Raw genomic sequence first — 23,334 nt, forward strand, 5'->3', positions numbered from 1 at the left:
TCGGTAGCCTCCGACATTTCAACCCCCCGTATCCAATCACCACGCACCACTAACCGAACGATAAAAAAGAAACGTCAGAGAATGCCTACATTCTGAGACGCAGTTATCGAAATTCACAGCGCCGCTTGTAATAATCATTGAAATACGCCCGACATTTTGATTAAGCGCTTGACCCATTGCGTAGCGTCATTCATAACTGCGCAACATCGGGTCGCCGGTATCTGCGCTGTCGAATACAGAAATGTATCCGCATCAGCGAAGTCCCAAGATGCCCAACGCACCGCTCAGGTTTCCATCCAGGAAGGAAGGAGTACAGGGATGTTGAGTTTGATCATGGCTGGTGGCCGCCACGTGTCGTGGCTGCTGATCGTCTGCGCCGCGCTCCCGCTTGTCGCGCACGCGCAAGAGGTCGAGAAGAAGTGGACCAGCATGGCGTCATTCGGTCAGACGCGCAGCACGGAGAAGGCGGTCCAGGCCGATATTGAGAAAGCGTTTGAATCCTACCAGGCTGCGGGGCCGTTCAGCTGGTACGTCAAGAGCCAGGCATTCGCGAAGAACAAGGCGATCTATGCCTATCGCGTGAAGCCTGCTCCGTTGATCCGCACGGAGTGGAAGTACAAGTTCAGTCAGCAGGAATACCTGACTGAAGAGGCGATGATCAATGCAATCAAATCGTCGGTCTCCAACGCCCCTCAATGTCCTGCGGCGAAGGTCACGCCCGGTCCTTGGACTGGCATGCCGGGCGGTGGGGCGGGCGCGGGTGCCGACGGCAGCAATACCGGTGAGGACGCGAATTATCGGGTCGCGTTCAACCTCTATGACAGTGCAGCCGCAACCTGCACCCCGCTCGAGTCCAATCAGTACGTGCAGAGAACCAGGACGGTCAAGTGCCCAAACACGACCGTCATGAAATGGAGCGCGGCGGAAAACGCCTGCACGATGGCCCCGGCAATGGAGCAGTCCGGCGCGCAGTTGATGAGCTACTCATCAGGCCGGGTCACTCAGCAATGCCCTGTCGGCAACCCTTGTGAGCCGACCACCGGCGACAAATCGCAGCCCGAGCCGGATCTCGATCTGGGCTGGATTCGCTTCGCGCGCCACTACCATTCCATGACCACCACTGCAGGCGGTGCGTTCGGGCATGGCTGGACGCACTCGCACAACCTGCGGTTGGCAATCGGTACCGATCCGACCGTTTACCCGCCACCCGCCGAACCGTTTGTTGGTCTGATCGGCGCGGACGGCGGGCAGATAGCGTTCCAGAAGGTCGGGACAGACTACGAGGCCGATGACGGTAGCGGCGACCGTTTGGCGAAGCAGGGTCAGGCATGGCGCTTGTTCCGCGCGACCGAGGCACTCGACTTCGGGACCAATGGTCTGCTGCACGCGCGCACCCTTGAAGACGGAACCACGTTGAGCTACGTGTATGGCGGCCGTGGAAGGTTGCTCTCGATCACACACTCCAGTGGCCGCAGCCTGCTGTTCCACTACGAGTCCGCGGCCGGCGATGACCTCATCAGCGGACTGTCCGTGGCCGGCCAGCTCCTCGCCAGCTACAGCTACACCGCCAACGGCCAGGTCGCGTCGGTGACCTATGCCGGCGGCGGTACTCGCAGCTACCACTACGAAGACAGCCGGTTCCCGAACTACCTGACCGGTGTCACCGCTGAAGACGCGCGTCGCTACAGCTGGTTCGGCTATGACGCCAAGGGCCGGGTCACCTGCAGCCGCCACTCCGGCGACTGCACCCAGAGCGATGTCGGCATCGATGGCGTGCGCCTGGAATACACCACCGCCGGCAGCACCATCGTCACCGATGCACTGGGCAAGGTGTCGACATTCGCGCTGACGCCCTCCGGCAGCAGCGGCCTCCCGCGCAAGGTCAGTGGCATTGCCGATGTGCAGGGCGCCGAAAGTCGCACGCATTACACCGAGGCGCAGGATTTCCGCCGCCGCCTGGACACCGTGACCGACCGTCGCGGCACGCAGACCAAGTACGCCTACGCGGCAGCCAATGATCCGGTCAGCGGTCAGCCGGTCAACATCCAGACCACAACCGAAGCGTTGGGCCTGCCTGAGCAGCGCATCAGTCAGACCCACGCCGACGCGGCCAGCAATCGGGCGGTCCTCAGTCGTGTGGGCAACCGCGAAACCCGCATCACCCGCAACGCACGCCTGCAGCCAACGAGCATTGCCGTGCGCGACGTGGCGAGCAACGACGTGCGCATCACCACACTGACGTACTGCGAAGCAGCTGACGTAGCCGCCGTCGGCAGTTGCCCCGTGCTCGGCTTGCTCAAGGCCGTGGATGGTCCGCGCACGGACATCGCGGATACCGTCACCTACGCGTACTACGCCGCTGACGACGCAGGCTGCAGCGATCCCGCCGCGGGCAGTTGCCAGTTCCGCAAAGGCGACCTGCACACCTTGACCAACGCGCTCGGCCACAGGGCAGAGACCCTTGCCTACGATGCGCTTGGTCGCCCGATGTCGATCAAGGATGCCAACGGCGTCGTCACCGACTACACCTACCATCCGCGCGGCTGGCCGACCTCGGTCACCGTGCGTGGCGCCGATGCTGCCAGCGACCGCAGCACGCAGATCAGCTACTGGTCCACCGGCCAGGTCCAGCAGGTCACCGAACCCGATGGTGCCGCGGTCACCTATGTCTACGACGCCGCCCAGCGCCTGACCGACATCGCGGATAGCGCCGGCAACACCGTCCACTACACGCTGGACAATGCCGGCAACCGCCTTGAAGAGGACACGCTGGACAGCAGCGGCACCCTGCGCCGCACCCTGGCCCGGATCTACAACACGCTTGGCCAGTTGACCACGCTCAAAGACGCCGGCAACCACGCCACCGGCTTCAGCTACGACGCCAACGGCAATCCGCAGGCCGTCACCGACGCGCTGCAGCGCGTCACCCAGCAAAACCATGACCCGCTCAACCGGCTGGCGCGTACCCTGCAGGATGTCAACGGCGTCGCCGCCGAGATCCGCTCCACCTACAACGCCCTGGACCAGGTCACCCAGGTCACCGATCCCAAGGGCCTGCACACCCGCTATGCCTACAACGGCTTCGGCGACCTGACTGCGCAGACCAGCCCGGACAGCGGCAGCACCAGCTTCACCACGGATGCCGCCGGCAATCGCGCCACTCGCACCGACGCACGCGGCGTCACCACCACCTACCATTACGACGCCCTCAACCGGCTGACCGGTATCGGCCACCCGGACCCGAACCTGGATGTCGGCTACCAGTACGACACCGCGCCGGCCGTCTGCGCCGCAGAGGAGCGCTTTGCGAAGGGTCGCCTGGCCACGGTCCTGCATGCGGGCGGCAGCACCGCCTACTGCCACGACCGCTTCGGCCAGCTCACCCGCAAGGTGCAGACCGTCAATGGCGTGGCCAGCACGCTGCGCTATGCCTACACCAAGTCCGGGCGGCTGGCTGCGCTGACCTATCCGGACGGCAGCGTGGCCGACTATGTCCGCGATGCCCAGGGCCGCATCAGCCAGATCGGCCTGACCCGTCCGGGCCAAGGGCGCCAGGTGGTCATCAGCCAGGTCAGCCACGCCGCCTTCGGCCCGCCCACCGGCTGGACCTACGGCAACGGTCGGCAGCTGCAACGCCCGCTGGACCTGGATTACCGCCCGCAGGCCGTGCATGACCCAGCCGCCGGTGGCCTGTCGCTGGGCTACGTCTTTGATCCGGTCGGTGCGATTACCGAACTCAAGAACGGTACCGGCAGTGCCACTCTTGCCAAATACGCCTACGACAGCCTGGGTCGTTTGACCCAGACCCAGGACGGCCCCACCGGCACACCGATTGAAACCTATGCCTATGACGCCACCGGCAACCGCACTGCGCTGACCACCGCCGCCGGTACCGCCAGCTACACCTATCCGGCGGACAGCCATCGACTGCTCGCCGTTGATGGCGAGGCGCGCAATCACGACGCGGCGGGCAACACGATCAGCATTGGCGGCAGGGAGTTCAGCTACAGCGATGCCAACCGCATGAATGCGGTAAAGCAGGCAGGGGCGGTTGTTGAGAGCTATACCTACAACCATCGCGGTGAGCGTGTGTTGCGCGTACCGGCGTCAGGCGAGACCCAGCTCACCGTGTATGACGAAGCGGGGCAGTGGATTGGCAACTACAGCGCCACCGGCCAGTCGCTGCAACAGGCCATCTGGCTGGACAGCTATCCGGTTGCGCTGATCAGCTCGCCAAGTGCTGGCGTGCCGGAAGTGGCGTACATCCAGCCGGATCACCTGGGCACGCCACGCGTAGTGGTCGACCCGGTGCGCGATGTGGCGATCTGGGAGTGGAGCAGCAAAAGCGAGGTGTTTGGCAATCAGACGCCGAATGCCGATCCGGATGGCGATGGCGTGGCGTTCGAGCTTGCGCTGCGTTTCCCGGGGCAGCAGGCGACCGGTGCCAGTGGGATGTTCTACAACTACCAGCGCGAGTACGACCCGGCGGTGGGGCGGTACTCGCAGAGTGATCCGATCGGTCTTGTTGGCGGCATTAGTCTATATGTCTACGGATCGGCAACTCCCACTCTGCGAGTCGATCCCGAGGGTCTTCTGGATGTCTGGGTGTGGATGCCCCTTCCGTACGAAGGGGGGATTCCAAGCTATGGGAAGCTGCACTCGTCTTTTGGTCACGTTTCATCTACGGCCGCTGGTATTGATTACTCATTTGGACCGGGCGGAAATCTGGTGGGAGCGGGCTACGTTTCGTCGCAGTTGGATTTGAGGTCCGGAATAAAGCACACTCTGAATATGAGTGCCGAGAAGGAAGCTGCAGTAGGTGCGTGCCTGGCGAGAGCGCAGGGAAAGTACAGTGCGCTAACGAACAACTGCGCAACACCAATACAAAACTGCTTGCGTGAAAATGGCTTCAAGATGCCGCCAAGCAATCTTGTGCTTCCGGAGTCGCTTAATCACTTCATGTGGTGGATGTTCGATAGTTCAACTGTTGTTCCTGTCGAGAAATAGACATGCATAGAATGATGACAATGGGTATGGCGATGGTGGTGGTTCTTGTGATGGGCTGCGCGCGGCCCTCGGAGGAACTCGTGCCCAGCGGCACAGTCTATGTGTATGATAATTCTGAAGGAGGGGAGCTCCTGGGGGTGGCTGATGGCCCGATGGCCATCGTTGGATATGTCTATCCTGATAAGACAAATTACGTTGTAAAAGTGTGTTTTCGGGGCAGAATTGGCTACGTGCGGGATGGGCCAAAATCTATCCGAAGGGTCGGGTCGAATCGGAGATCTCACTGCTGATGCCGATGGCTTGGCCTTCGACCTTTCGCCAAGGGCAGGTTGGGTCGGGTGCTGCACGCCAACGGCAGCACCGCCTACTGCCACGACTGTTTCGGCCAGCTCACCCGCAAGGTGCAGACCGTCAATGGCGTGGCAAGCACGCTGCGCTATGCCTATACCAAGTCCGGGCGGCTGGCTGCGCTGACCTATCCAGACGGCAGCGTGGCCGACTATGTTCGCGACGCCCGGGGCGGGATTGCCCCCAATGGAGATGTTTGGACCGGCGGAGTAGATGGCGTGGGCGAAAATCATGGCGATTATGGGGCTTTCTTGCCCGGAGGTCGGGGTTAATGGCGGATATCTCCTACACGATTTCGCTGAGAATCATGCACCCCATAATGAAGTACCAAGATATATGCCGGTTGCTTTCTATGAAGCCGAGAGTTTCGTCAAATGTCGGTGAGCCCAGAGAGAATCCGCCAGGAAGGCTGTTGGGTGGGGTCTATGGATTCACGTTTTGCACCTTTGAGCTGATCGAGAAAAACGCCGGCTTCTTCACGGACGGTATAGTCGAGGTGCTTTCACGGTTAGCCGCGCATCGTCAGCTGCTTCAGTCGATTTCGGATACGGGAGGAAGCTCGGAGTTGTACGTCGGTGTGTTCACTGATGCTGATACGGCTGGATTTACGATGGGGGTGGAAATGATGGAAGCACTCGCCGATCTGCATCTACAGTTGTCTACACAGTTTTATTGCAGCTGATAAGGTGACAGGGAGCCCATTTTGTTCGGACAAGGAGCCCGGTCAGGAACAGTAGGTATCGTCAGCCAGGTCCAACCACGCCGCCTTCGGCCCGGCCACCGGCTGGACCTACGGCAACGGTCGGCAGCTGCAACGCCCGCTGGACCTGGATTACCGCCCGCAAGCCGTGCACGACCCGGCCGCCGGTGGCCTGTCGCTGGGCTACGTCTTTGATCCGGTCGGTGCGATTACCGAACTCAAGAACGGTACCGGCAGTGCCACCCTGGCCAAGTACGCCTACGACAGCCTGGGGCGTTTGACCCAGACCCAGGACGGTCCCACCGGAACGCCGATCGAAACCTATGCCTACGACGCCACCGGCAACCGCACTGCGCTGACCACCGCTGCCGGCACTGCCAGCTACACCTACCCGGCGGACAGCCATCGACTGCTCACCGTTGATGGCGAGGCGCGCAATCACGACGCGGCGGGCAATACGATCAGCATTGGCGGCAGGGAGTTCAGCTACAGCGATGTCAACCGCATGAACGCGGTGAAGCAGGCAGGGGCGGTTGTTGAGAGCTACACCTACAACCATCGCGGTGAGCGTGTGTTGCGCGTACCGGCGTCAGGCGAGGCCCAGCTCACCGTTCAGTTCGCCAAGTGCTGGCGTGCCGGAAGTGGCGTACATCCAGCCGGATCACCTGGGCACCCCGCGCGTGGTTATCGACCCGATGCGCGATATGGCGATCTGGGAGTGGAGCAGCAAGAGCGAGGTGTTTCGCAATCAGGCGCCCAATGCCGATCCTGACGGTGATGGCGTGCCTTCGACCTGGCGTTACGCTTCCCGGGGCAGCAGGCGACCGGTGCCAGTGGGATGTTCTACAACTACCAGCGCGAGTACGACCCGGCGGTGGGACGGTACTCGCAGAGTGATCCGATTGGGTTGGCTGGCGGCATCGGCGTTTACTCATGCTCGCTGAAAGAATAATATGGAGGTTGAGCGATACGAAATTCCGAAGGGTAGTAAGGTCATACTTGGTGAGCTCCTTCAATTTGAGCCTGTGCCATGAATCGAATGATCTATTTTTCGATTATCTGTGTGTTCGCATGTTTGGCCTGTAGCGGCGCCACGGAAAATCAAGAGTTCTACGATGCACTGCGATCAGAAGATTCGTCGCTATTAGAGGCGAAATTGGCGCAAGGTATTGATGTGAACAATGCGCGCTTGGATGGTTGGCGTCCGTTGCCATTCAGTATCGCTAACGGAAAGGCGGTGTCGGCAGTGTGGCTTTTAGAGAATGGTGCGGACGCGAACTCGATGGATGGTGGTGGAAATAACGCTATATTTTGGGCTGTAAAAGTCAAGGATGAGCGCTTGATCACCTTGTTGCTTCACAGAGGGGCGAACCCTTGTCAAGCTGGGGTAAACGGTGAGACGGCTATATCTATGGCTACCGAGTACGCAGATGTGGCGCTTTTAAAGGGATTGGGACGCTGTCCAGATGAGCATTGAACTGCCAAGGGTCAAGTCGAATTGACTGGCATTTACGTTGTCTAGTCACGCTCAAGGAGGGGGCGAAGAGCGTTGGCCTTCGATCTGCATATATGCTGCATCCGCCTAAATCGCGACGTGCGAATATGTAGGCGGCGACCCATTGCGATCAATCGTTTCACTCGGGTTGCAGCTATCATCGTCCGCAGGTCGTCCTGTGTCCCCTCCGATCTATATCGCGCCGGGAGGCTGCCAGCAATCTGATCCAGAGGGTCCCAACTACTGCGGGGGAGTCGCAACGGGGCTGTATATATATCCGGACAAGATCACTCAGCAGGCTCTTCTGTCTACTCTCCAGGCGGTGTCGAAGTTCCCGGCGAACCCGCTGCGGACTTGGTTCATGCAATATTGCGGCAGTGATTCGGAACCGGAAGATTGTCCGCCTGATAGGCAGCGGGGGTTGCCAAATAGGGGGGCAACTCATGGGTCGATCACGTTTTTGGCAAGCAGTCGACATGCTGCGGCGAAAATGGCCGATCAGAATTTGATGTGGATCGGGGCACGATCGTGGGCAGCGCAATCCTCATGTTCACGAGTGGCTGGATGGCAAGCGCCAGCCTGGGTTCCAGTAAGTTGCTAGCCTAAAAGGTGATGCGGTGAGCATAGATATTCACGACCACCTAATCTTTGCGCTTGAAATTGAAGATGATAAGACTTTGGCAATTAAGCTCTCGGACCCCTTGGGTGCTGAGCACTTTGAACTAGTGCTTACGGGTGTGCAAAGCCTTTACGTCGACGGTTTCTCTATGCAGAACATAATTCTTGATATGGGTATATTTTTCGAGAGGGACGAGTCTTTCGAGTTCCAGCGTGCGTGCGTCCTTCTGGAGATTGACCCGGCATGCGCTCACGGAATGTCGGATTCTAGCTGTATAGTTTTTGTTCAGGCTTCGGCTGGAGCTGAGGTGGCGTGCTTGATGGATCACCATTGGGAGCCGCGGCTCACACGTATCGAAACATCTGATCGAGCCAAGGGATAGGTTGGATCTGCTGGGGCGTCTAGTAGATAGCCTCGGGGAGGACCTGATCAACTCCACCGTGATTGTTTGTAGTTCCAGGCGCTGGGCGGGATGGTCAGCCACACACTTGGTTGGTGGGTGTCACAATGGATGGGTTGGCCAAGATAAGTACTTCCATTGCATGGCAAGCTGCCAGGCCGCACAGAAGGGTATGGGCGGATCTGCTGCTGCTCAGTGCATAAGCGACGGGCGCGAGTGGTTCGATCAGAACATCAAGGGCGACTCTGCCGCTGACTCCGCTGCGGATCAATTGGCAAATCGGCTCGGACGATCATCTGGACAAATGAGCCCTGCTGGGAGTTGCTCGCAGATGTGCGGGAGCTATAGTCCCGGTGGAAATTTCGCCTACTGATGACTTGCATGCCTCCAATGAACACTCGCAAGCTCTTCCTGATGGTGACGTTGGCACTCGCACTTTCTGGTTGCATGGAAGTTTCAAGCACCGAGTATGCAGACCGCAATCAAGCTCTCTCGAGACAAGCAATCGGTGAGTCGAAGTGGTTGCCCGCGTGGTTGCCTGAGGATGCTGTCAACATACGCGAGACGCACGACATGGACACAAATGAATCGTGGCTAGTCTTCCGTCTGACCAGCGGGGTTCTTACTCTGCCCGAGGACTGCAGGCTAGCAAGCAGACCGGAGATGCCGGCCGCGCGAGTCATGCGGCGATTTCCTCAGTTCGCCCGCAGCGCTTGGTCGCGTGCGTCAGATTACGCCGGGAAGTTCTACCTGTGTCCGGAGGGCGATGCTGGTCGATGGGTCCTGCACGATGAAGAACTGGGCCTTGTTTACAGCAGAGTAACGTTCTGAGTGGACTGCCTCCATTGAAGTCATGATGCCGCGCCAACCGCGGGGGTCTTCTTTATGCGCTCGGCCAGTCAGCGCGGCTTCGTGAAAGATGGTGTGTTCAGACTGATAGAGGGGCGTGTCGCGAAGTAAGAAAATATGGGCCGACGATGTTGCTGAGCGCCTGTGCTCGGTGCGCCGCCACACCGCACCCATTGAAAAGATGCGCGCCCCCAACGCGATTGGAATGGCGCGATGAATCGACTAACGATAGTTCATTGAAATACTGCGTTGGCGCAGGCCTTCAAGCGCGCCTACGATGGCTTGGCTGCCTTTAAAACACGGTGGGTGACGCAATCGCATCGCTTACATCGGGGCACTGGCGAGGCATCGTGTGGTGCTGCCATTCCCTTCTGTCTCTATGGTGCCTTATCGATGAAACGGTACTCGCTGCTGTGTCTGTTGTTGCCTGCCTTGGTCGCGTGCCAGAACGACCCGCCCAGCAATTCTGTCTACCTGTCTGCCGATGAAAAGGCGGGGGTGCTCGCGATGGCGAAGACCGATGACCTGGCGGCGATCAAGCGCTTGATCGCCCATTACGAAGCCGGCCCTGCCGAAGCGGTGGCGGTGGAGAACTGGCGGGCGCGGGCGCGCAAGCTGGGCGATCCGCAGGAGCTGTACCATCACGCGGCGCGCCGTTTCGCGCAGGCGCAGGATGAGCCCGATCCGGAGCAGCGCGCGGCATTTCTTGCAGAGGCACTGGCCGCGGCGCACAAGTCGCATGCCGGCAGTGGCGATCCGTCAACGATGCTGTTGGTCGCGCAGATCGAGCGTGCGCAGGAGCAGGACGCAGTGCCGAGGCCCTCACCCGACGTGAATCGAAGCTAATAACCAATGGGTTGTCTGCGCAGGCGATGGCGAAGCGACGCCGGTCGTGTGGCGTGGCGCCAATGCAGAACGCCGCGATCTCTCGCGGCGTTCTGCAGGGCCCCGCCCGGTGCCTCCGGCTCACCCCAGCAGCTTGCGCACCTTGTTCAGCGCCACGATGAAGCGTTCGATTTCTTCATGCGTGTTGTAGAACGCCAGCGACGCCCGGCAGGTCGCCGCCACGCCGTAGTACTGCAGCAGCGGGTGCGCGCAGTGCTGGCCGGAGCGGACCGCGACGCCTTCCAGGTCGAGCAGGGTGGCCAGGTCGTGCGAATGCGCGCCGTCCACCAGGAAGGAGACCACCGCCGCCTTGTCCGGCGTGGTGCCGAAGATGCGCAGGCCGTCGATCTTGTTGAGCTCTTCGGTGAAGTGCGCCAGCAGCTCGCCTTCGCGGGCTTCCACATGCTCCAGGCCCAGCGACTCCAGGTAGTCCACCGCCACGCCCAGTCCGATGAAGCCGGCGATGTTCGGGGTGCCGGCTTCGAACTTGTGCGGGGCATCGTTGAATACGGTGCCCTCGAAGCTGACTTCCTTGATCATCTCGCCCCCGCCGAGGAACGGCGGCATGGCATCCAGGTGCTCGCGCCTGGCCCACAGCGCACCGGTGCCGGTCGGGCCGCACATCTTGTGGCCGGTGATGGCGTAGAAATCGCAGCCGATCGCGGGGATGTCGACCTTGCGGTGCGGGACGGCCTGCGAGCCGTCGACCACGGTGATGATGCCGCGCTTGCGGGCCTCGCGGCAGATCTCCCGGACCGGGTTGACCGTGCCCAGGACGTTGGACACGTGGGCGACTGCGAGCAGCTTGACCTCGGGGGTCATGGCCTTGCGCAGTGCGTCCAGGTCCAGTGCGCCGTCCGGGGTGATCTCGGCCACGCGGATGGTCGCGCCGGTGCGCTGGGCGATCAGCTGCCACGGCACGATGTTGGCATGGTGCTCCATGCGCGAGACCAGGATGACATCCCCGGCCTTCAGCCGCGGCAGCGCCCACGAATACGCGACCAGGTTGATCGCGAAGGTGGTGCCGCTGCACAGCACCAGCTCGCTGGCGCGCACGTTGAGGAAGCGCGCCAGCTTGTTGCGCGCGCCCTCGTAGGCATCGGTCGCTTCGGTGCCGAGCGCATGCACCGCGCGGCTGACGTTGGCGTTGTAGCGGCGGTAGAACTCGTCCACCGCGCCGATCACCTGCACCGGCTTCTGGCCGGTGTTGGCGTTGTCGAAGTACACCAGCGGCTTGCCATGCACTTCGCGCATCAACAGCGGGAAGTCCAGGCGCACGCGATCCCAGTCGGGCGCGGCGCCGGTATCGGCGACCGGGCGCGGCGTGGACAGGTTCATGCGACGCCCGCCAGGGCCAGCGCTCGGGTGAGCTGGGCGGTGAGCTGCTCGGTCAGGCGTGCGTCAAGGACGTTCAGCGGTTCATGGCAGAACGCCGCGCTCAGCAGCTGCTGCGCGCGATCGGCCGGCAGGCCACGCGATCGCAGGTAGAACAGCGCATTCGCATCGAGCTGGCCGACCGTGGCGCCGTGGGCGGCCTTCACTTCGTCGGCATCAATCACCAGCGTGGGCTGGGTATCGATCTCGGCATCGGCGGAGAGCAGCAGGTTCTTGTTGGACAGGTTGGCGTCGGTGCCATCGGCGCCTTCGCGGATGTGGATGCCGCCGTGGAAGACCACGCGGCTGCGGTTGGCCGCCACGCCACGCCAGACCATTTCCGAGCTCGTGTCGCGCGCGATGTGTTCGATGCCCAGGCGGGTGTCGACATGACGACGACCGTTGCCGAGCAGCACGCCGTTGGCGGTCAGCTGGGCGTTGTCGCCTTCCAGGCGGACGTTGAGCTCATGGCGGCTCAGCGCGGCGCCCAGCTCCAGATCGACGCGGCGGTACTGCGCGTTGCGCGCCAGCACGGCGTCGGTGCGCAGCAGCGAGGTGGCGCGGGTGGCGTCGGCCTGCACGCGGGCATGCGAGAGCACGGCGTCCTGCGCGAGGTGGACGTGCACCAGGGTGTTGTCCAGGTGCGCGGCATCCCCGACATGCAGGTGATGCTCGACCACGCCCAGCGCGGCACCGCTGCGCAGTTCGATCAGGTGGCGGTGGTGCCAGGACAGATCGGCATCGCCGGCCACGCTGATGAAGACCAGCTGCAGCGGCGCTTCGACCTGCACGCCTTCCTCCACGCGCAGCAGCACGCCTTCATCGGCAAGCGCGGCGTTGAGGCGGGCGAACACTTCCTCGCTGCGCTCGAATCGGTGGCCAAGGAAGCGCGCGGCTTCATCGCCGGCGGCCAGCGCCGAGGACAACGTGGCCAGCTGTACGCCGGCCGGCACTGCGGCGACATCGCTCAGCGCGCCGGACGGACGGCCGTTGACGAACACCAGCCGCGGCGACGGAATGTCGGCCAGCAGGGCGGCATCGACCACGGCCGGGGCGAGCGGCGCGGGCTGGAAGCTGCGGCGCTCCAGCTGACGCAGTGAGGTGTATTTCCAGGCTTCGGTACGCGGGCCGGGCAGGCCGGCCTGCAGGGCGGCGTCCAGCTCGGCGCGACGTGCATCGCTGCCGCAGAAGCCGCTGGCGAGGGAATCGAGCAGGGCGCTCATCAGACCGCTGCCTCCGGCACCACGCGGTCCTTCAGGAAGTGGTAGCCGTGGGCTTCCAGTTCCAGGGCCAGTTCCGGGCCGCCGCTCTGCACGATCCTGCCGTCGGCCAGCACATGCACCACGTCCGGCTTGATGTAGTCGAGCAGGCGCTGGTAATGGGTGATCACGATGAACGAACGGTCCGGCGAACGCAGCGCATTGACGCCGTCGGCCACGCTCTTGAGCGCATCGATGTCCAGGCCGGAGTCGGTTTCATCCAGGATCGCCAGCTTCGGCTCGAGCACGGCCAGCTGGAAGATCTCGTTGCGCTTCTTCTCGCCGCCGGAGAAGCCTTCGTTGACGCCACGGTGCAGCAGCTCGTCCTTCAGGTGCAGCACGGCCAGCTTCTGGCGGACCAGCTTGAGGAACTGCATCGAATCCAGCTCTTCCTCGCCGCGCGCCTTGCGCTGGGCGTTGAGCGCGGCGCGCAGGAAATAGGTGTTGTTCACGCCGGGGATTTCCACCGGGTACTGGAAGGCCAGGAACAGGCCGGCGGCGGCGCGTTCTTCCGGGGCCAGGCCGAGCAGATCCCTGCCTTCGAACTGCACGCTGCCTTCGCTGACGTCATAGCCTTCGCGGCCGGCCAGGACATTGCCCAGGGTGGACTTGCCGGCGCCGTTGGGGCCCATGATGGCGTGCACCTGGCCCGGCTTCACGTCGAGCGAGAGGCCCTTCAGGATGTCTTTTTCGCCGATGCGTGCGTGGAGGTTGTCGATCTTCAACATGTCGATAATCGTCTTGTCAGATAGGGGAACTGGAGGCAGCGCGACTCAGAGGTCGTATTCGCTGCGCTCGAGGAATTCGTTGCGCAGGTAAGCGGTACGCGTGGTGGTCAATGCCGCCTTGGCGCCGGAGTACAGCATCGGGTACATCGAGCCGTACAGGAAACGCGGATTCTCATCCGCGCCCACCGGGTAGCGCGCTTCCAGGTCGGCGTCACGCAGCTGCACCCACAGCCGCTGTGCCGCTTTCACCTTCGCCAGCGCCACGGGCTCGCCGGCAAGCCGGGTCACGATCTGGCGGTAGACGGCATTCAATTCGGCATCGGCCTTCTTGAACTCCTGGTCGGCGCAGGCATTGAGTTCGAGCTGATTGCCGCCGGGATTGCACACCACGTCCTGCGCGAACGCCGGTGCCGCCGCGCACAGCAGCACGGCCAGGGTGAGCAGGCGCTTCATCCGACCGAGCCTTCCAGGCTGACGTCCAGCAGCTTCTTGGCTTCCACCGCGAACTCCATCGGCAGCTCGCGGAAGACCTGCTTGCAGAAACCGTCGACGATCATCGAGACCGCGTTTTCCTGGTCGATGCCGCGGGCGCGGCAATAGAACAGCTGGTCGTCGGAGATCTTGGACGTGGTGGCTTCGTGCTCGACCGTCGCGCTGGGATTCTTCACCTCGATATAGGGGAAGGTGTGCGCGCCGGACTTCTTGCCGATCAGCAGCGAATCGCACTGGGTGTAGTTGCGCGCACCCTCGGCGCCGCGCTCCATCTTGACCAGGCCGCGGTAGGTGTTCTGCCCGTGGCCGGCGCTGATGCCCTTGCTGACGATCTTGCTCTTGGTGCGCTTGCCGATGTGGATCATCTTGGTGCCGGTATCGGCCTGCTGACGGTGGTGGGTCAGCGCGACCGAGTGGAACTCGCCGACCGAATCATCGCCAAGCAGCACGCAGGACGGGTACTTCCAGGTGATCGCCGAGCCGGTCTCGACCTGGGTCCAGGTGACCTTGCTGCGCGCGCCACGGCATTCGGCACGCTTGGTGACGAAGTTGTAGATGCCGCCCACGCCGTTCTCATCGCCCGGGTACCAGTTCTGCACCGTCGAGTACTTGATCTCGGCATCTTCCAGCGCGACGAGTTCGACCACCGCGGCGTGCAGCTGGTTCTCATCGCGCATCGGCGCGGTGCAGCCTTCCAGGTAGGACACGTACGCCTTGTCCTCGCAGATGATCAGCGTGCGCTCGAACTGGCCGGTGTGGCCGGCGTTGATGCGGAAGTAGGTGCTCAGCTCCATCGGGCAACGCACGCCCTTAGGGATGAACACGAAGCTGCCATCGGAGAACACGGCCGAGTTGAGCGCGGCGAAGTAGTTGTCGCCGACCGGGACCACGGTGCCCAGGTACTGTTTGACCAGTTCCGGATGTTCCTTGATCGCTTCGGACATGGAGCAGAAGATCACGCCCTTCTCGGCCAGTTCCTTGCGGAACGTGGTGCCGACCGAGACCGAATCGAATACTGCATCCACGGCCACGCCGGCCAGCCTGGCGCGCTCATGCAGCGGCACGCCGAGCTTGTCGTAGGTGTCCAGCAGTTCCTTGGGCACATCGTCCAGCGAGGCGTACTTCGGGCCCTTCGGCGCGGAGTAATAGCTCAGCGCCTGCAGGTCGATCTGGGCGATCTGCAGCTTGGCCCAGTCCGGCATCGGCATGGTCAGGAAGTGGCGGTAGGCATCCAGGCGCCACTGCGTCATCCATTCCGGCTCTTCCTTTTTGGCCGAGAGGGCACGGATGGTGTCCTCGTCCAGGCCGGGCGGCAACGAGTCCGATTCGATGTCCGTGATGAAGCCCGCCGAATACTTGCGGCCGAGCTGCTCATGGATCTCGCGGTTGGGGGTATCGCCGGTGGCGACGGTATCAAGGGTATCGGTGGCCATGGGGGCTGCCTGATCAGGAGACGACATCCGCCGCGATCGCGCGGCGGTGGGCGTCAACAAGGGGAAGAGGGGGCAGGATCTGCGCCAGGGTGACCGCGCGCAGCGCTTCGGACACCACGTCGTTGATCATCCGCCAGCTGCTGCGCGCGCCACACTGCAGCTCGCGGCCGCACTGGCTGTGGTCGTGGGCGCACTCGGTCAGGCCGAGCGGCCCTTCCATGGCTTCCACGATCTCGAACAGCGTGATCTGGTCCGCCGCGCGGGTCAGCCGGTAGCCGCCGCGGACGCCGCGCAGGCCTTCGACCAGACCGGCCTGGGCCAGCGGCTTGAGCAGTTTGCTGACAGTCGGCGGTTCCAGACGGGCAAACTCGGCCAGTTCAGTCGCACTGAGCACCTCGCCCGGACGGGCGGCGAGCACGGTCAACACGACGGTGGCGTAATCGGTAAGCTTGGTGACGCGGAGCATGGTGGGGTGCAGAACCATAAAGCGGACTGAAATTGTACGCTTTTCTCCGGCGGCATCCAACCCGCCCGTTCAGGCGCCCGCAGGGCGGCCTTGGACGCCTATTGGACCGCATCGCTTTGGCAATCACAAAGATTAAGCGAGAATCGGGGCTTCCCACCGCAACGGTCAGCCAGATGCCCAAGAAGATCCAGGCCCGCAAGTCCACCATCCATGGCAATGGCGTGTTCGCGCTGGCGCCGATCAAGAAGGGCGAGCGGGTCATCCAGTACAAGGGTCTGCTGCGCAGCCACGCCGACGTGGATGCCGACGACACCGGGGATGTGGAGAGCGGTCATACCTTCCTGTTCACCCTCAATGACGACTACGTCATCGATGCGAACTACAAGGGCAACGACGCGCGCTGGCTCAACCACAGCTGCGACCCGAACTGCGAGGCCGTGATCGAAGAAGCCGAGGGCGACAACCGGCGCGAGGACAAGGTCTTCATCGAGGCGATCAAGGACATCAAGCCGGGCGATGAGCTGACCTACAACTACGGCATCACGCTGGCCGAGCGTCACACCGCGCGCCTGAAGAAGATCTGGGAATGCCGCTGCGGCTCGAAGAAGTGCACCGGCACGATGCTGCAGCCCAAGCGCTGATCCCGCTGGCAGCCACCGACCGTGGGTCGGTGGTTGCGCCGACACGCTGTGCACATTGTGGTCACCGTCGCCCAATGCGCGCGTGGCCACACTGGACGCTCCCACTTACTGGAGCCGCTCCATGGCACACGCACTCAACGGCAAGCACATTGCGATCCTCGCCACCGATGGTTTCGAGCAGTCCGAGCTGCAGGAACCCAAGCGCCTGCTGGAATCCTGGGGGGCCTCGGTCAAGGTGATCGCGCCCGGCGACGCCAGCCAGATCCGCGGCTGGAAAGACAAGGACTGGGGTGAGGAGGTGAAGGTCGATGCGCCACTGAAGGGCGCCAAGGCCGACGACTACGACGCGCTGGTCCTTCCCGGCGGCGTGATCAATCCCGACAAGCTGCGCATCGACACCGACGCGGTCGCTCTGATCAAGGCATTCGGTGCGGCAGGCAAGCCGGTCGCGGCGATCTGCCACGGCCCGTGGCTGCTGGTCGAGTCGGGCCTGGCCAAGGGCCGCAAGGTCACGTCCTGGCCCTCGTTGAAGACCGATCTGGGCAATGCCGGCGCCGAATGGACCGATGCCGAGGTTGTCGTGGACGGTGGCCTGATCACCAGCCGCAAGCCGGGTGACATCCCGGCGTTCGCCGATGCGGTGGCCAAGGCGTTGGCCGGTTGAGTGTGCAGGCACCGGTTGAGCGTGCAGGCACCGATTTAGCGTGTAGGCACCGACCGTTGGTCGGTGCCATCCTGGTTACTTGCCCAGCACCCCGGCCGGCACGAGTGCGCCGAGATCCTGGTTGAAGGTGACCACCAGCTTGCCGTTCTCCACTTGGGCCGACTGCACCTGCAGCGCGCCGAGCAGGGCGCCCACGCTCGGGTCGATCTTGTAGATCGGCTCGCGCTGGGCGTAATCGGCGAGCCAGGCATTGAGCAGGCTGCGCGTGCGTGAATCCAGCTTGCCGCCGTTGTTGGCCGGGGTGAAGTCATCCACCGTCGGCTCCTGCAGATGGAAGCCCTGGGTCTGCGCGTCATAGCGCAGGCCGCTGCTGAGCTTCACCTTGCCCAGCGGTGCCGGGCTGCTGCCGGCGGTGGCCATGGCCACATCGAAGCCCAGGTCCAGTCGGCTGCCCTGCGGCAGGGTAAGCTGCGGGTGACTCATCGTCATCGCGATCAACCCGCCCAGCGCGTTCTGGGTACGCGGGAAACTGCCATCGAGATACTGCTGCACATCGGTGGCACCGACCGACAACTGGCGGCCGGAGACGCTGGGCGCGGCCTGCGCGCCGATGGCGGCGGCGAGCAACACGGTGCAGGCGGCGAGGCGGGACAACAGCGGGCGAACATTCATGGCGGCAGGCCGTGGGGAGTGAGAGGCCAACAATAGCGCGTGCGGCTGAATCCAGCTTTGACGTACGCGCCCGCAGATCAACGTCCTTTCCGCTGCGGGTCAGTTCATCACCGGGTGGATCGAGGCGCCATGGATTTCCCAGCCGCTGCCATCCACGCGGGGCTGCAGCCGATACCAGCCCTCGAAGCGCAGCGTGCCGGTTGCCGTGCCGACCCGGATCTGGACCGGCACTTCGCGCAGCCGCGAGGGCGTGGCCGTGTCGCGGGCGATCGGTGTCTGGGTCTTGATGCGCAGCCCGCGGAACCCGGGCAGTGCACGCAGGACCGCATCGTCGGGATGGCCACCCGGACTGCCGCCGGTCCAGTGGGCATCGGCGGTGGCGAGGTCGCCCTGCGCCAGGGCGCTGATGTAACGGTGGACCACCGAGGGCTCATCCAGCGCGTCGGCAGCCACCGCGCTGGGGGCGGCAGCGATCGGCGTGGAGAGGGACGGTGATGGCGACGCGTCCTCGTCCGACGCCTCTGGTGCGGCGGCGTTGTCCGCCGCGACGACGGCATCGGGCGCAGGGGCATGCGGCTGGCAGGAGCAGCCGTGCAGGATCAGCAGCGGCAGTAACAGGACGGCACGGCGCATGCAGGAGTCTCCCCGGAGAGCGCCGAGTGTAGCGCCGCAGCGGGCGCCTGGTTCAGGGCGCGCCCTGGATCGATTCCAGCGCGGCCAGCACCTCGTCCAGCTGAGGCTGCAGCACGGTCAACGGATGGTCGGGTTCGTCGGCGTGGCGCCGGGCGAGATCGCGCAGCAACTGGGTGGCGACGATCGCCGCGGCACGCTCGTCACCGCTGAGCCCGGTGGTGCGCCGCGCGGTTTCCAGCAGGCGCATCCAGTCCTGCTGCGCGCGATGTTCCAGCTCGATGGTGCAGCGCCCGCTGCACTGCAGGCCGTCCTTTTCGATCGGGGTGACGGTGATGCGGTAACGCTGGGAAGAAGAGCTGGCCATGGCTGCCTGCACGGTGGGGGACAAGCCCACCATAGGCTGCGATCCGTACCGCGACGACAGGCGCGGTCGCACGCAGTGTTCCACCCTGTGCGTTCCGGTCGGTTCTGCCATGCCGTGGATCACGGCAGGACAGGCATCTGCGCAGGAAGCAGGCGGCGCGAACGTCTTTGGAAACGCTGTGTTTCGCTGCGGGGCTCGGCTTGCTGCAAGCGTGCTGCGAACCGGAGCTTGGTTTGCGGCGCCAATGGTCTCCAGACGTGGGTCGTGATGCCCTTGTGGGCGAAATCAAGGAGGAGGCCGTCGCCGCCAGGCGGCGGCCGGGGGACATTCGCCGGCAAGGGCATCACGGCCCAGCGCCCGACCCACCAACCGCCGCGATTCGAATGGCGGAACAGTCAAAAAAAAGACGGGACGGCGTGAGCCGTCCCGTCCGGGTGCTGCAGGAAGCGCGCGTGTTAGAGCGCAGCGTCCTTGAGCTTTTTGAGCGGACGCACCTTCAGCTTGGTGGAGGCCGGCTTGGCGGCGAACCACTGCTCTTCCTTGGTGAACGGGTTGATGCCCTTGCGCTTCGGCTTGGCCGGCACGCTGACGGTGGAGATCTTCAGCAGGCCCGGCAGGGTGAAGCTGCCAGCGCCCTTCTTGTGCACCGAAGCGGCGACGGCGCCTTCCAGCGAGGCGAGCACGGCGCGCACGTCCTTGGCGACAACGCCGGACGCTTCAACGATGTGTGCAACCAGACCAGACTTGCTCAGCACTTCCTTGATCGGCTTGGGAGCGGCCGGCTTCGCGGCTGCCTTCGTAGCGACTTTCTTTACTGCCTTCTTCGGGGCAGCCTTCTTAGCGGTCTTTGCCATGGTTTCCTGTTCCGTGAACGGTTGGTTGTTTGGTCGCGCCGAACCCCGTCGGCAAGCGAAATGTAGGGCAACTATGGGGCGCCGCCAATAGGCAAACGCATAAAAATTCGTGATTTCCACGCCCTTCGTTACCGCAGTGCATCAGGTCATAGCCAAAAAACAGGGTCCGCCCTCGCGGCGGAGGCCATCGGTCATGGACCGTCGCACCCCGACTGTCGCACGAAAACCACTTGAAAACAGCATCCGTCTTGAGATCCGATTCAGCTGGGGGCGGCGTCTGCCGATCGCCTGACGGCAGCCAGACACGGTGCTAACGCGGACCGGTCTAGGCTGGCCAGGCCATTCATCCCGCAGGAGATCAACGATGGGTATTTCGCGTCATGCCACCGCGCATTGGGAAGGTGACCTCAAGACAGGCACGGGACAATTGAGTACGCCCCAGAGCGGCTTGATGGACAAAACCCGCTATGCCTTCAGCAGCCGCTTCGGCGACGAGAAGGGCACCAACCCGGAAGAACTGATCGCCGCCGCGCACGCCGGGTGCTTCACCATGGCGCTGTCGGCCAAGCTCACCGAGGCCGGTTTCGTGCCCACTTCGCTGGATACCGAAGCCAAGGTCGACCTCTCGATGGAAGGTGGCCCGCAGCTGTCGCAGATCACGTTGAAGGTGAAGGCCGTGGTGCCGAACATCGAGGCCACCCAGTTCCGCGCCATCGCCGATGACGCCAAGCAGAACTGCCCGGTGTCCAAGGCACTCAGCGCGGTACCGATCACGCTCGAGGCCGAGCTGGCCGGCTGATCCGCGCAGACGGATTGGTGCACAGCAGATTGTGATGGGAAAGCGGCGGCCGCATAGTCGCCGCTTTCCTGTTGTGGGGTCTCTGCATGCGTCCGACCGCTCTTGCCGCCCTGATCGCCTGCCTGCTGGCCGGCACCGCGCAGGCCGATGTCCGCCTGCTGACCGCTGAGACCATCCACACCGGCGATCCCGACGCACCGGCCGCCACCGCGCTGGCCTGGGATACCGATACCGGGCGCGTGCTTGCCGTCGGTGACCGGCAGGCGATGCTCACGCTGTATCCACTCGCGGCATTGACCGACGTCGGCCAGGCGACCGTGATTCCGGGCCTGATCGACGCGCATGCCCACCTGATGTTCCTCGGCGGCACCCTGATGCAGGCCGACCTCACCGGCGCGACCAGTACCCGGGACATCGTCGCGCGGCTGCAGCGCTTCGCGGCTGACAATCCCGAGGGCTGGCTGCTGGGCAGCGGCTGGGACCAGAATCGCTGGCCGGACAAACAGTTCCCGACCGTGGCCGATCTCGACGCGGCGTTCCCGGACCGGCCGGTCTGGCTGGGCCGCATCGATGGCCATGCCGGCTGGGGCAACAGCGCGGCACTGCGCGCCGTCGCACGGCAACCCGGGCAACGCGGATTGAAGGGCAGCTGGCAACCGGCCGGCGGGCGCATCGTGCGCGATGCCAAGGGGCAACCGAGTGGGGTGTTCGTCGATGAAGCGATGTCGCTCGTGCAGGCCGCGATCCCGGCGCCGAGCGAGGCCGCGCGCGAGCAGATGCTGGCCCGCGCGCTGGACAAGGCGGTCAGCCAGGGCCTGACCGGTGTGCACGACATGGGCGTATCGCGCGCCGATCTGGCCCTGATGCGCCGCTTCGCCGATGCCGGCAGGTTGCCTCTGCGCATCGATGCGTATGCCGATGGCAATGGCGATGCCCTGGCGGATCTCTGTGCACAGGGCGCGTACCAGCACGCCGGTGGCCGCCTGGAAATGCGCGGGGTGAAACTGTTCATGGATGGGGCGCTGGGCAGCCGCGGGGCCGCGCTGTTGGCCGATTACAGCGACGACCCGCACAACCGTGGATTGCTGGTGACCTCACCCGACGACTTTGAAACGGCGGTGCGCAGGGCCGATACCTGTCATGTCCAGGTCGCTACCCATGCGATCGGCGACCGCGGCAACCGGATCGCACTGGACACCTATCAGAAGGTGCTGGGCGAGCGTCGCGCCACGGATCATCGCTGGCGCATCGAGCATGCGCAGGTGGTCGCGTTGGAGGACATTCCGCGCTTCGCCCAGCTCGGCGTGATCGCCTCGATGCAACCCACCCACGCCACGTCGGACATGGGCTGGGCGCAGGACCGGGTCGGTCCCGAGCGCATCCTTGGTGCCTATGCGTGGCGACGGATGCTGGCCTCCGGTGCGCGGCTTGCGCTCGGCTCGGATTTCCCGGTCGAGCAGGTCGATCCACGCCTGGGTCTGTATGCCGCGGTTACCCGACAGGACCGTGCCGGGCGGCCACCGGGGGGCTGGCAGCCCGATCAGCGCCTGACGGCGGCGGAAGCGCTGCGCGGTTTCACCGCCGACGCCGCCTGGGCAGGGCATGACGAAGCCCAGGTGGGACGGTTGCAGCCCGGACTGCGCGCGGACTTCGTCGTGCTCGACCGCGACCCGCTCAGCATTCCGCCGGCCGCGCTGGCCGACCTGCAGGTGCGCTCGACCTGGGTCGATGGCGCACCGGTATACGAGGCGGCGCGCTGAGGCGCGGCGGGTTTACCAGTCCAGCGTGCCGCGGATGACGGTCTGCACCTGGCCGCCGGACCAGACGTCACCATGGTCATCGATGCGCAGGGTCAGGCGCGCATCGTGGCCGACTTCCCGGCCCTGGCTGACCACGTACCCGTGCGCGGTGCCCGGCAGCGCGTCGCGGCTGTCCAGCCAGGCGGCGAGCACGGCATTGGCCGCACCGGAGGCAGCATCTTCAAAGCGACGGCCATTGCCGACGAAGGCGCGGACCGCGAGATCCCAGGCCTGGCCCTGGCTGCGCGCATAAGCGAACACACCCATGCTGTCGGTCGCCTCGGCCAGCGTTGCCACGGCGTCCCAGTCGGGGGTGAGCGCGCGCAGGGCGGCTTCGTCGGCCAGTTCCACCACCCACCAGCTGCGGCCACCGGCCATGCGCGCCGGCGGCAGGCTGCCCAGCGGCCAACCGGCCAGGACGGCCTGTAGGCGGGGATCGGCGGCAGTGGTCACTTCGGCCACGGCGGCGCGCGGGGTGCGGATTGCGATGGTGCGGGCCTCACCGCTGCCATCCACGCGCAGCGGCAGGGCCCCGGCGATGCCGTCCTGGATCAGCACGCCCTCCACCGGCGCGGCCACGCCCAGTTCCAGCACCGCATGGGCGGTGCCCACGCTGGGATGGCCGGCGAACGGCACTTCCTTCTGCGGACTGAACATGCGGATGCCGTAGCTGGCGCCCGGGGCCTGCGGTGGGAACACGAAGGTGGTCTCGGGCAGCCGGGTCCAGCGGGCGATGGCCTGCATCGCCGTCTCGTCCAGGCCCTGCGCATCGAGCACCACGGCCAACGGGTTGCCGGCGCCGGGGTAGGGCGAAAACACATCCAGCTGCAGGAAACGACGGGAGGTCATGGCG

21 protein-coding genes and 1 pseudogene are annotated in these 23,334 nt (G+C 64.1%); 11 read left to right on the forward strand and 11 right to left on the reverse strand.

Going from position 1 to position 23,334, the window contains the following annotated elements; translation table 11 throughout:
* Positions 1–318: 318 nt before the first annotated feature.
* From ABE434_RS16030 to ABE434_RS16060, 7 genes and pseudogenes are all read left to right on the forward strand, one after another.
* Complete coding sequence (locus tag ABE434_RS16030; protein WP_346479528.1) at positions 319–5,007, forward strand: RHS repeat-associated core domain-containing protein; 4,689 nt, start codon at positions 319–321, stop codon at positions 5,005–5,007.
* 338 nt (positions 5,008–5,345) lie between these two features.
* Positions 5,346–5,627, forward strand: a complete 282-nt coding sequence (locus ABE434_RS16035; protein ID WP_346479529.1) for a hypothetical protein — start codon at positions 5,346–5,348, stop codon at positions 5,625–5,627.
* Complete coding sequence (locus ABE434_RS16040) at positions 5,627–6,037, forward strand: hypothetical protein (protein ID WP_346479530.1); 411 nt, start codon at positions 5,627–5,629, stop codon at positions 6,035–6,037. Before ABE434_RS16035 ends, ABE434_RS16040 begins: the two co-directional genes overlap by 1 nt.
* 76 nt (positions 6,038–6,113) lie before the next feature.
* Positions 6,114–6,977 (forward strand): annotated as a pseudogene (locus tag ABE434_RS16045) (RHS repeat-associated core domain-containing protein); the annotation flags it as partial.
* Between the two features lie 108 nt (positions 6,978–7,085).
* On the forward strand, positions 7,086–7,532 hold the full coding sequence (locus tag ABE434_RS16050) for an ankyrin repeat domain-containing protein (RefSeq protein ID WP_346479531.1): 447 nt from the start codon (positions 7,086–7,088) through the stop codon (positions 7,530–7,532).
* A 1,427-nt stretch (positions 7,533–8,959) separates the two neighbouring features.
* Positions 8,960–9,400: a hypothetical protein gene (locus tag ABE434_RS16055; RefSeq protein ID WP_346479532.1), complete on the forward strand. Its 441-nt coding sequence runs from the start codon at positions 8,960–8,962 to the stop codon at positions 9,398–9,400.
* A 267-nt stretch (positions 9,401–9,667) separates the two neighbouring features.
* Positions 9,668–10,264, forward strand: a complete 597-nt coding sequence (locus tag ABE434_RS16060) for a hypothetical protein (RefSeq protein WP_346479533.1) — start codon at positions 9,668–9,670, stop codon at positions 10,262–10,264.
* A 120-nt stretch (positions 10,265–10,384) separates the two neighbouring features.
* On the opposite strand, the gene ABE434_RS16065 is transcribed toward ABE434_RS16060, so the two are convergent.
* The 6 genes from ABE434_RS16065 to ABE434_RS16090 are packed head-to-tail and all read right to left on the reverse strand — an operon-like array spanning position 10,385 to position 16,055.
* The gene (locus ABE434_RS16065) at positions 10,385–11,641 is read right to left on the reverse strand and encodes a cysteine desulfurase (RefSeq protein ID WP_346479534.1); all 1,257 of its coding nucleotides are present in this window, start codon (positions 11,639–11,641) and stop codon (positions 10,385–10,387) included.
* Positions 11,638–12,900, reverse strand: coding sequence for a Fe-S cluster assembly protein SufD (gene sufD, locus ABE434_RS16070; protein WP_346479535.1), 1,263 nt, complete (start codon positions 12,898–12,900; stop codon positions 11,638–11,640). The genes ABE434_RS16065 and sufD overlap by 4 nt, the downstream gene beginning before the upstream one ends.
* The gene (gene sufC, locus ABE434_RS16075; protein WP_346479536.1) at positions 12,900–13,664 is read right to left on the reverse strand and encodes a Fe-S cluster assembly ATPase SufC; all 765 of its coding nucleotides are present in this window, start codon (positions 13,662–13,664) and stop codon (positions 12,900–12,902) included. The genes sufD and sufC overlap by 1 nt, the downstream gene beginning before the upstream one ends.
* A 45-nt stretch (positions 13,665–13,709) precedes the next feature.
* Entirely contained in the window at positions 13,710–14,117 is a 408-nt protein-coding gene (locus ABE434_RS16080) for a lysozyme inhibitor LprI family protein (RefSeq protein WP_176990806.1), read from the reverse strand.
* On the reverse strand, positions 14,114–15,589 hold the full coding sequence (gene sufB, locus ABE434_RS16085) for a Fe-S cluster assembly protein SufB (protein ID WP_176990805.1): 1,476 nt from the start codon (positions 15,587–15,589) through the stop codon (positions 14,114–14,116). The genes ABE434_RS16080 and sufB overlap by 4 nt, the downstream gene beginning before the upstream one ends.
* 13 nt (positions 15,590–15,602) lie before the next feature.
* Entirely contained in the window at positions 15,603–16,055 is a 453-nt protein-coding gene (locus ABE434_RS16090; RefSeq protein WP_026070170.1) for an SUF system Fe-S cluster assembly regulator, read from the reverse strand.
* 173 nt (positions 16,056–16,228) lie between these two features.
* Here ABE434_RS16090 and ABE434_RS16095 point away from each other — a divergent pair, with 173 nt between their 5' ends.
* Both ABE434_RS16095 and ABE434_RS16100 read left to right on the forward strand, forming a co-directional pair.
* Positions 16,229–16,696, forward strand: coding sequence for an SET domain-containing protein-lysine N-methyltransferase (locus ABE434_RS16095; RefSeq protein ID WP_176990804.1), 468 nt, complete (start codon positions 16,229–16,231; stop codon positions 16,694–16,696).
* Between the two features lie 121 nt (positions 16,697–16,817).
* Positions 16,818–17,360 (forward strand): type 1 glutamine amidotransferase domain-containing protein, encoded by a 543-nt coding sequence (locus ABE434_RS16100; protein ID WP_346479537.1) that lies wholly within the window; start codon positions 16,818–16,820, stop codon positions 17,358–17,360.
* A gap of 75 nt (positions 17,361–17,435) precedes the next feature.
* Here ABE434_RS16100 and ABE434_RS16105 read toward each other — a convergent pair whose 3' ends face one another.
* From ABE434_RS16105 to ABE434_RS16120, 4 genes are all read right to left on the reverse strand, one after another.
* On the reverse strand, positions 17,436–18,032 hold the full coding sequence (locus ABE434_RS16105; protein WP_179460981.1) for a DUF1439 domain-containing protein: 597 nt from the start codon (positions 18,030–18,032) through the stop codon (positions 17,436–17,438).
* Between the two features lie 99 nt (positions 18,033–18,131).
* Positions 18,132–18,665 carry a hypothetical protein gene (locus tag ABE434_RS16110; protein ID WP_346479538.1) on the reverse strand — a complete coding sequence of 178 codons (534 nt, stop codon included), beginning with the start codon at positions 18,663–18,665 and terminating at the stop codon, positions 18,132–18,134.
* 52 nt (positions 18,666–18,717) lie between these two features.
* Entirely contained in the window at positions 18,718–19,029 is a 312-nt protein-coding gene (locus tag ABE434_RS16115) for a DUF3861 domain-containing protein (RefSeq protein WP_257018781.1), read from the reverse strand.
* Positions 19,030–19,484: 455 nt separating this feature from the next.
* On the reverse strand, positions 19,485–19,883 hold the full coding sequence (locus ABE434_RS16120; protein ID WP_019185677.1) for an HU family DNA-binding protein: 399 nt from the start codon (positions 19,881–19,883) through the stop codon (positions 19,485–19,487).
* Positions 19,884–20,247: 364 nt separating this feature from the next.
* On the opposite strand from ABE434_RS16120, the gene ABE434_RS16125 reads away from it, so the two are divergent.
* Positions 20,248–20,682 carry an OsmC family protein gene (locus tag ABE434_RS16125; RefSeq protein ID WP_346479539.1) on the forward strand — a complete coding sequence of 145 codons (435 nt, stop codon included), beginning with the start codon at positions 20,248–20,250 and terminating at the stop codon, positions 20,680–20,682.
* An 86-nt stretch (positions 20,683–20,768) separates the two neighbouring features.
* Positions 20,769–22,442: an amidohydrolase gene (locus tag ABE434_RS16130; protein WP_346479540.1), complete on the forward strand. Its 1,674-nt coding sequence runs from the start codon at positions 20,769–20,771 to the stop codon at positions 22,440–22,442.
* A gap of 12 nt (positions 22,443–22,454) precedes the next feature.
* Here ABE434_RS16130 and ABE434_RS16135 read toward each other — a convergent pair whose 3' ends face one another.
* The gene (locus ABE434_RS16135; protein WP_346479541.1) at positions 22,455–23,330 is read right to left on the reverse strand and encodes a PhzF family phenazine biosynthesis protein; all 876 of its coding nucleotides are present in this window, start codon (positions 23,328–23,330) and stop codon (positions 22,455–22,457) included.
* Positions 23,331–23,334 lie beyond the last annotated feature (4 nt).

Origin of the sequence: Stenotrophomonas sp. TWI1183 (genome assembly GCF_039673115.1) — a bacterium.
GTDB lineage: Bacteria > Pseudomonadota > Gammaproteobacteria > Xanthomonadales > Xanthomonadaceae > Stenotrophomonas > Stenotrophomonas maltophilia_AA.

Excerpts from the sequence above, each read along its gene's own strand:
- ABE434_RS16130 (WP_346479540.1), top strand. The coding sequence starts at position 20,769 with ATGCGTCCGACCGCTCTTGCCGCCCTGATCGCCTGCCTGCTGGCCGGC.
- ABE434_RS16055 (WP_346479532.1), top strand. The coding sequence starts at position 8,960 with ATGAACACTCGCAAGCTCTTCCTGATGGTGACGTTGGCACTCGCACTT.
- ABE434_RS16105 (WP_179460981.1), bottom strand. The coding sequence starts at position 18,032 with ATGAATGTTCGCCCGCTGTTGTCCCGCCTCGCCGCCTGCACCGTGTTG.
- ABE434_RS16135 (WP_346479541.1), bottom strand. The coding sequence starts at position 23,330 with ATGACCTCCCGTCGTTTCCTGCAGCTGGATGTGTTTTCGCCCTACCCC.
- ABE434_RS16100 (WP_346479537.1), top strand. The coding sequence starts at position 16,818 with ATGGCACACGCACTCAACGGCAAGCACATTGCGATCCTCGCCACCGAT.
- sufD (WP_346479535.1), bottom strand. The coding sequence starts at position 12,900 with ATGAGCGCCCTGCTCGATTCCCTCGCCAGCGGCTTCTGCGGCAGCGAT.
- sufC (WP_346479536.1), bottom strand. The coding sequence starts at position 13,664 with ATGTTGAAGATCGACAACCTCCACGCACGCATCGGCGAAAAAGACATC.
- ABE434_RS16030 (WP_346479528.1), top strand. The coding sequence starts at position 319 with ATGTTGAGTTTGATCATGGCTGGTGGCCGCCACGTGTCGTGGCTGCTG.
- ABE434_RS16050 (WP_346479531.1), top strand. The coding sequence starts at position 7,086 with ATGAATCGAATGATCTATTTTTCGATTATCTGTGTGTTCGCATGTTTG.
- ABE434_RS16110 (WP_346479538.1), bottom strand. The coding sequence starts at position 18,665 with ATGCGCCGTGCCGTCCTGTTACTGCCGCTGCTGATCCTGCACGGCTGC.
- ABE434_RS16120 (WP_019185677.1), bottom strand. The coding sequence starts at position 19,883 with ATGGCAAAGACCGCTAAGAAGGCTGCCCCGAAGAAGGCAGTAAAGAAA.
- ABE434_RS16095 (WP_176990804.1), top strand. The coding sequence starts at position 16,229 with ATGCCCAAGAAGATCCAGGCCCGCAAGTCCACCATCCATGGCAATGGC.
- ABE434_RS16065 (WP_346479534.1), bottom strand. The coding sequence starts at position 11,641 with ATGAACCTGTCCACGCCGCGCCCGGTCGCCGATACCGGCGCCGCGCCC.
- ABE434_RS16115 (WP_257018781.1), bottom strand. The coding sequence starts at position 19,029 with ATGGCCAGCTCTTCTTCCCAGCGTTACCGCATCACCGTCACCCCGATC.
- ABE434_RS16125 (WP_346479539.1), top strand. The coding sequence starts at position 20,248 with ATGGGTATTTCGCGTCATGCCACCGCGCATTGGGAAGGTGACCTCAAG.
- ABE434_RS16090 (WP_026070170.1), bottom strand. The coding sequence starts at position 16,055 with ATGCTCCGCGTCACCAAGCTTACCGATTACGCCACCGTCGTGTTGACC.
- ABE434_RS16040 (WP_346479530.1), top strand. The coding sequence starts at position 5,627 with ATGGCGGATATCTCCTACACGATTTCGCTGAGAATCATGCACCCCATA.
- sufB (WP_176990805.1), bottom strand. The coding sequence starts at position 15,589 with ATGGCCACCGATACCCTTGATACCGTCGCCACCGGCGATACCCCCAAC.
- ABE434_RS16080 (WP_176990806.1), bottom strand. The coding sequence starts at position 14,117 with ATGAAGCGCCTGCTCACCCTGGCCGTGCTGCTGTGCGCGGCGGCACCG.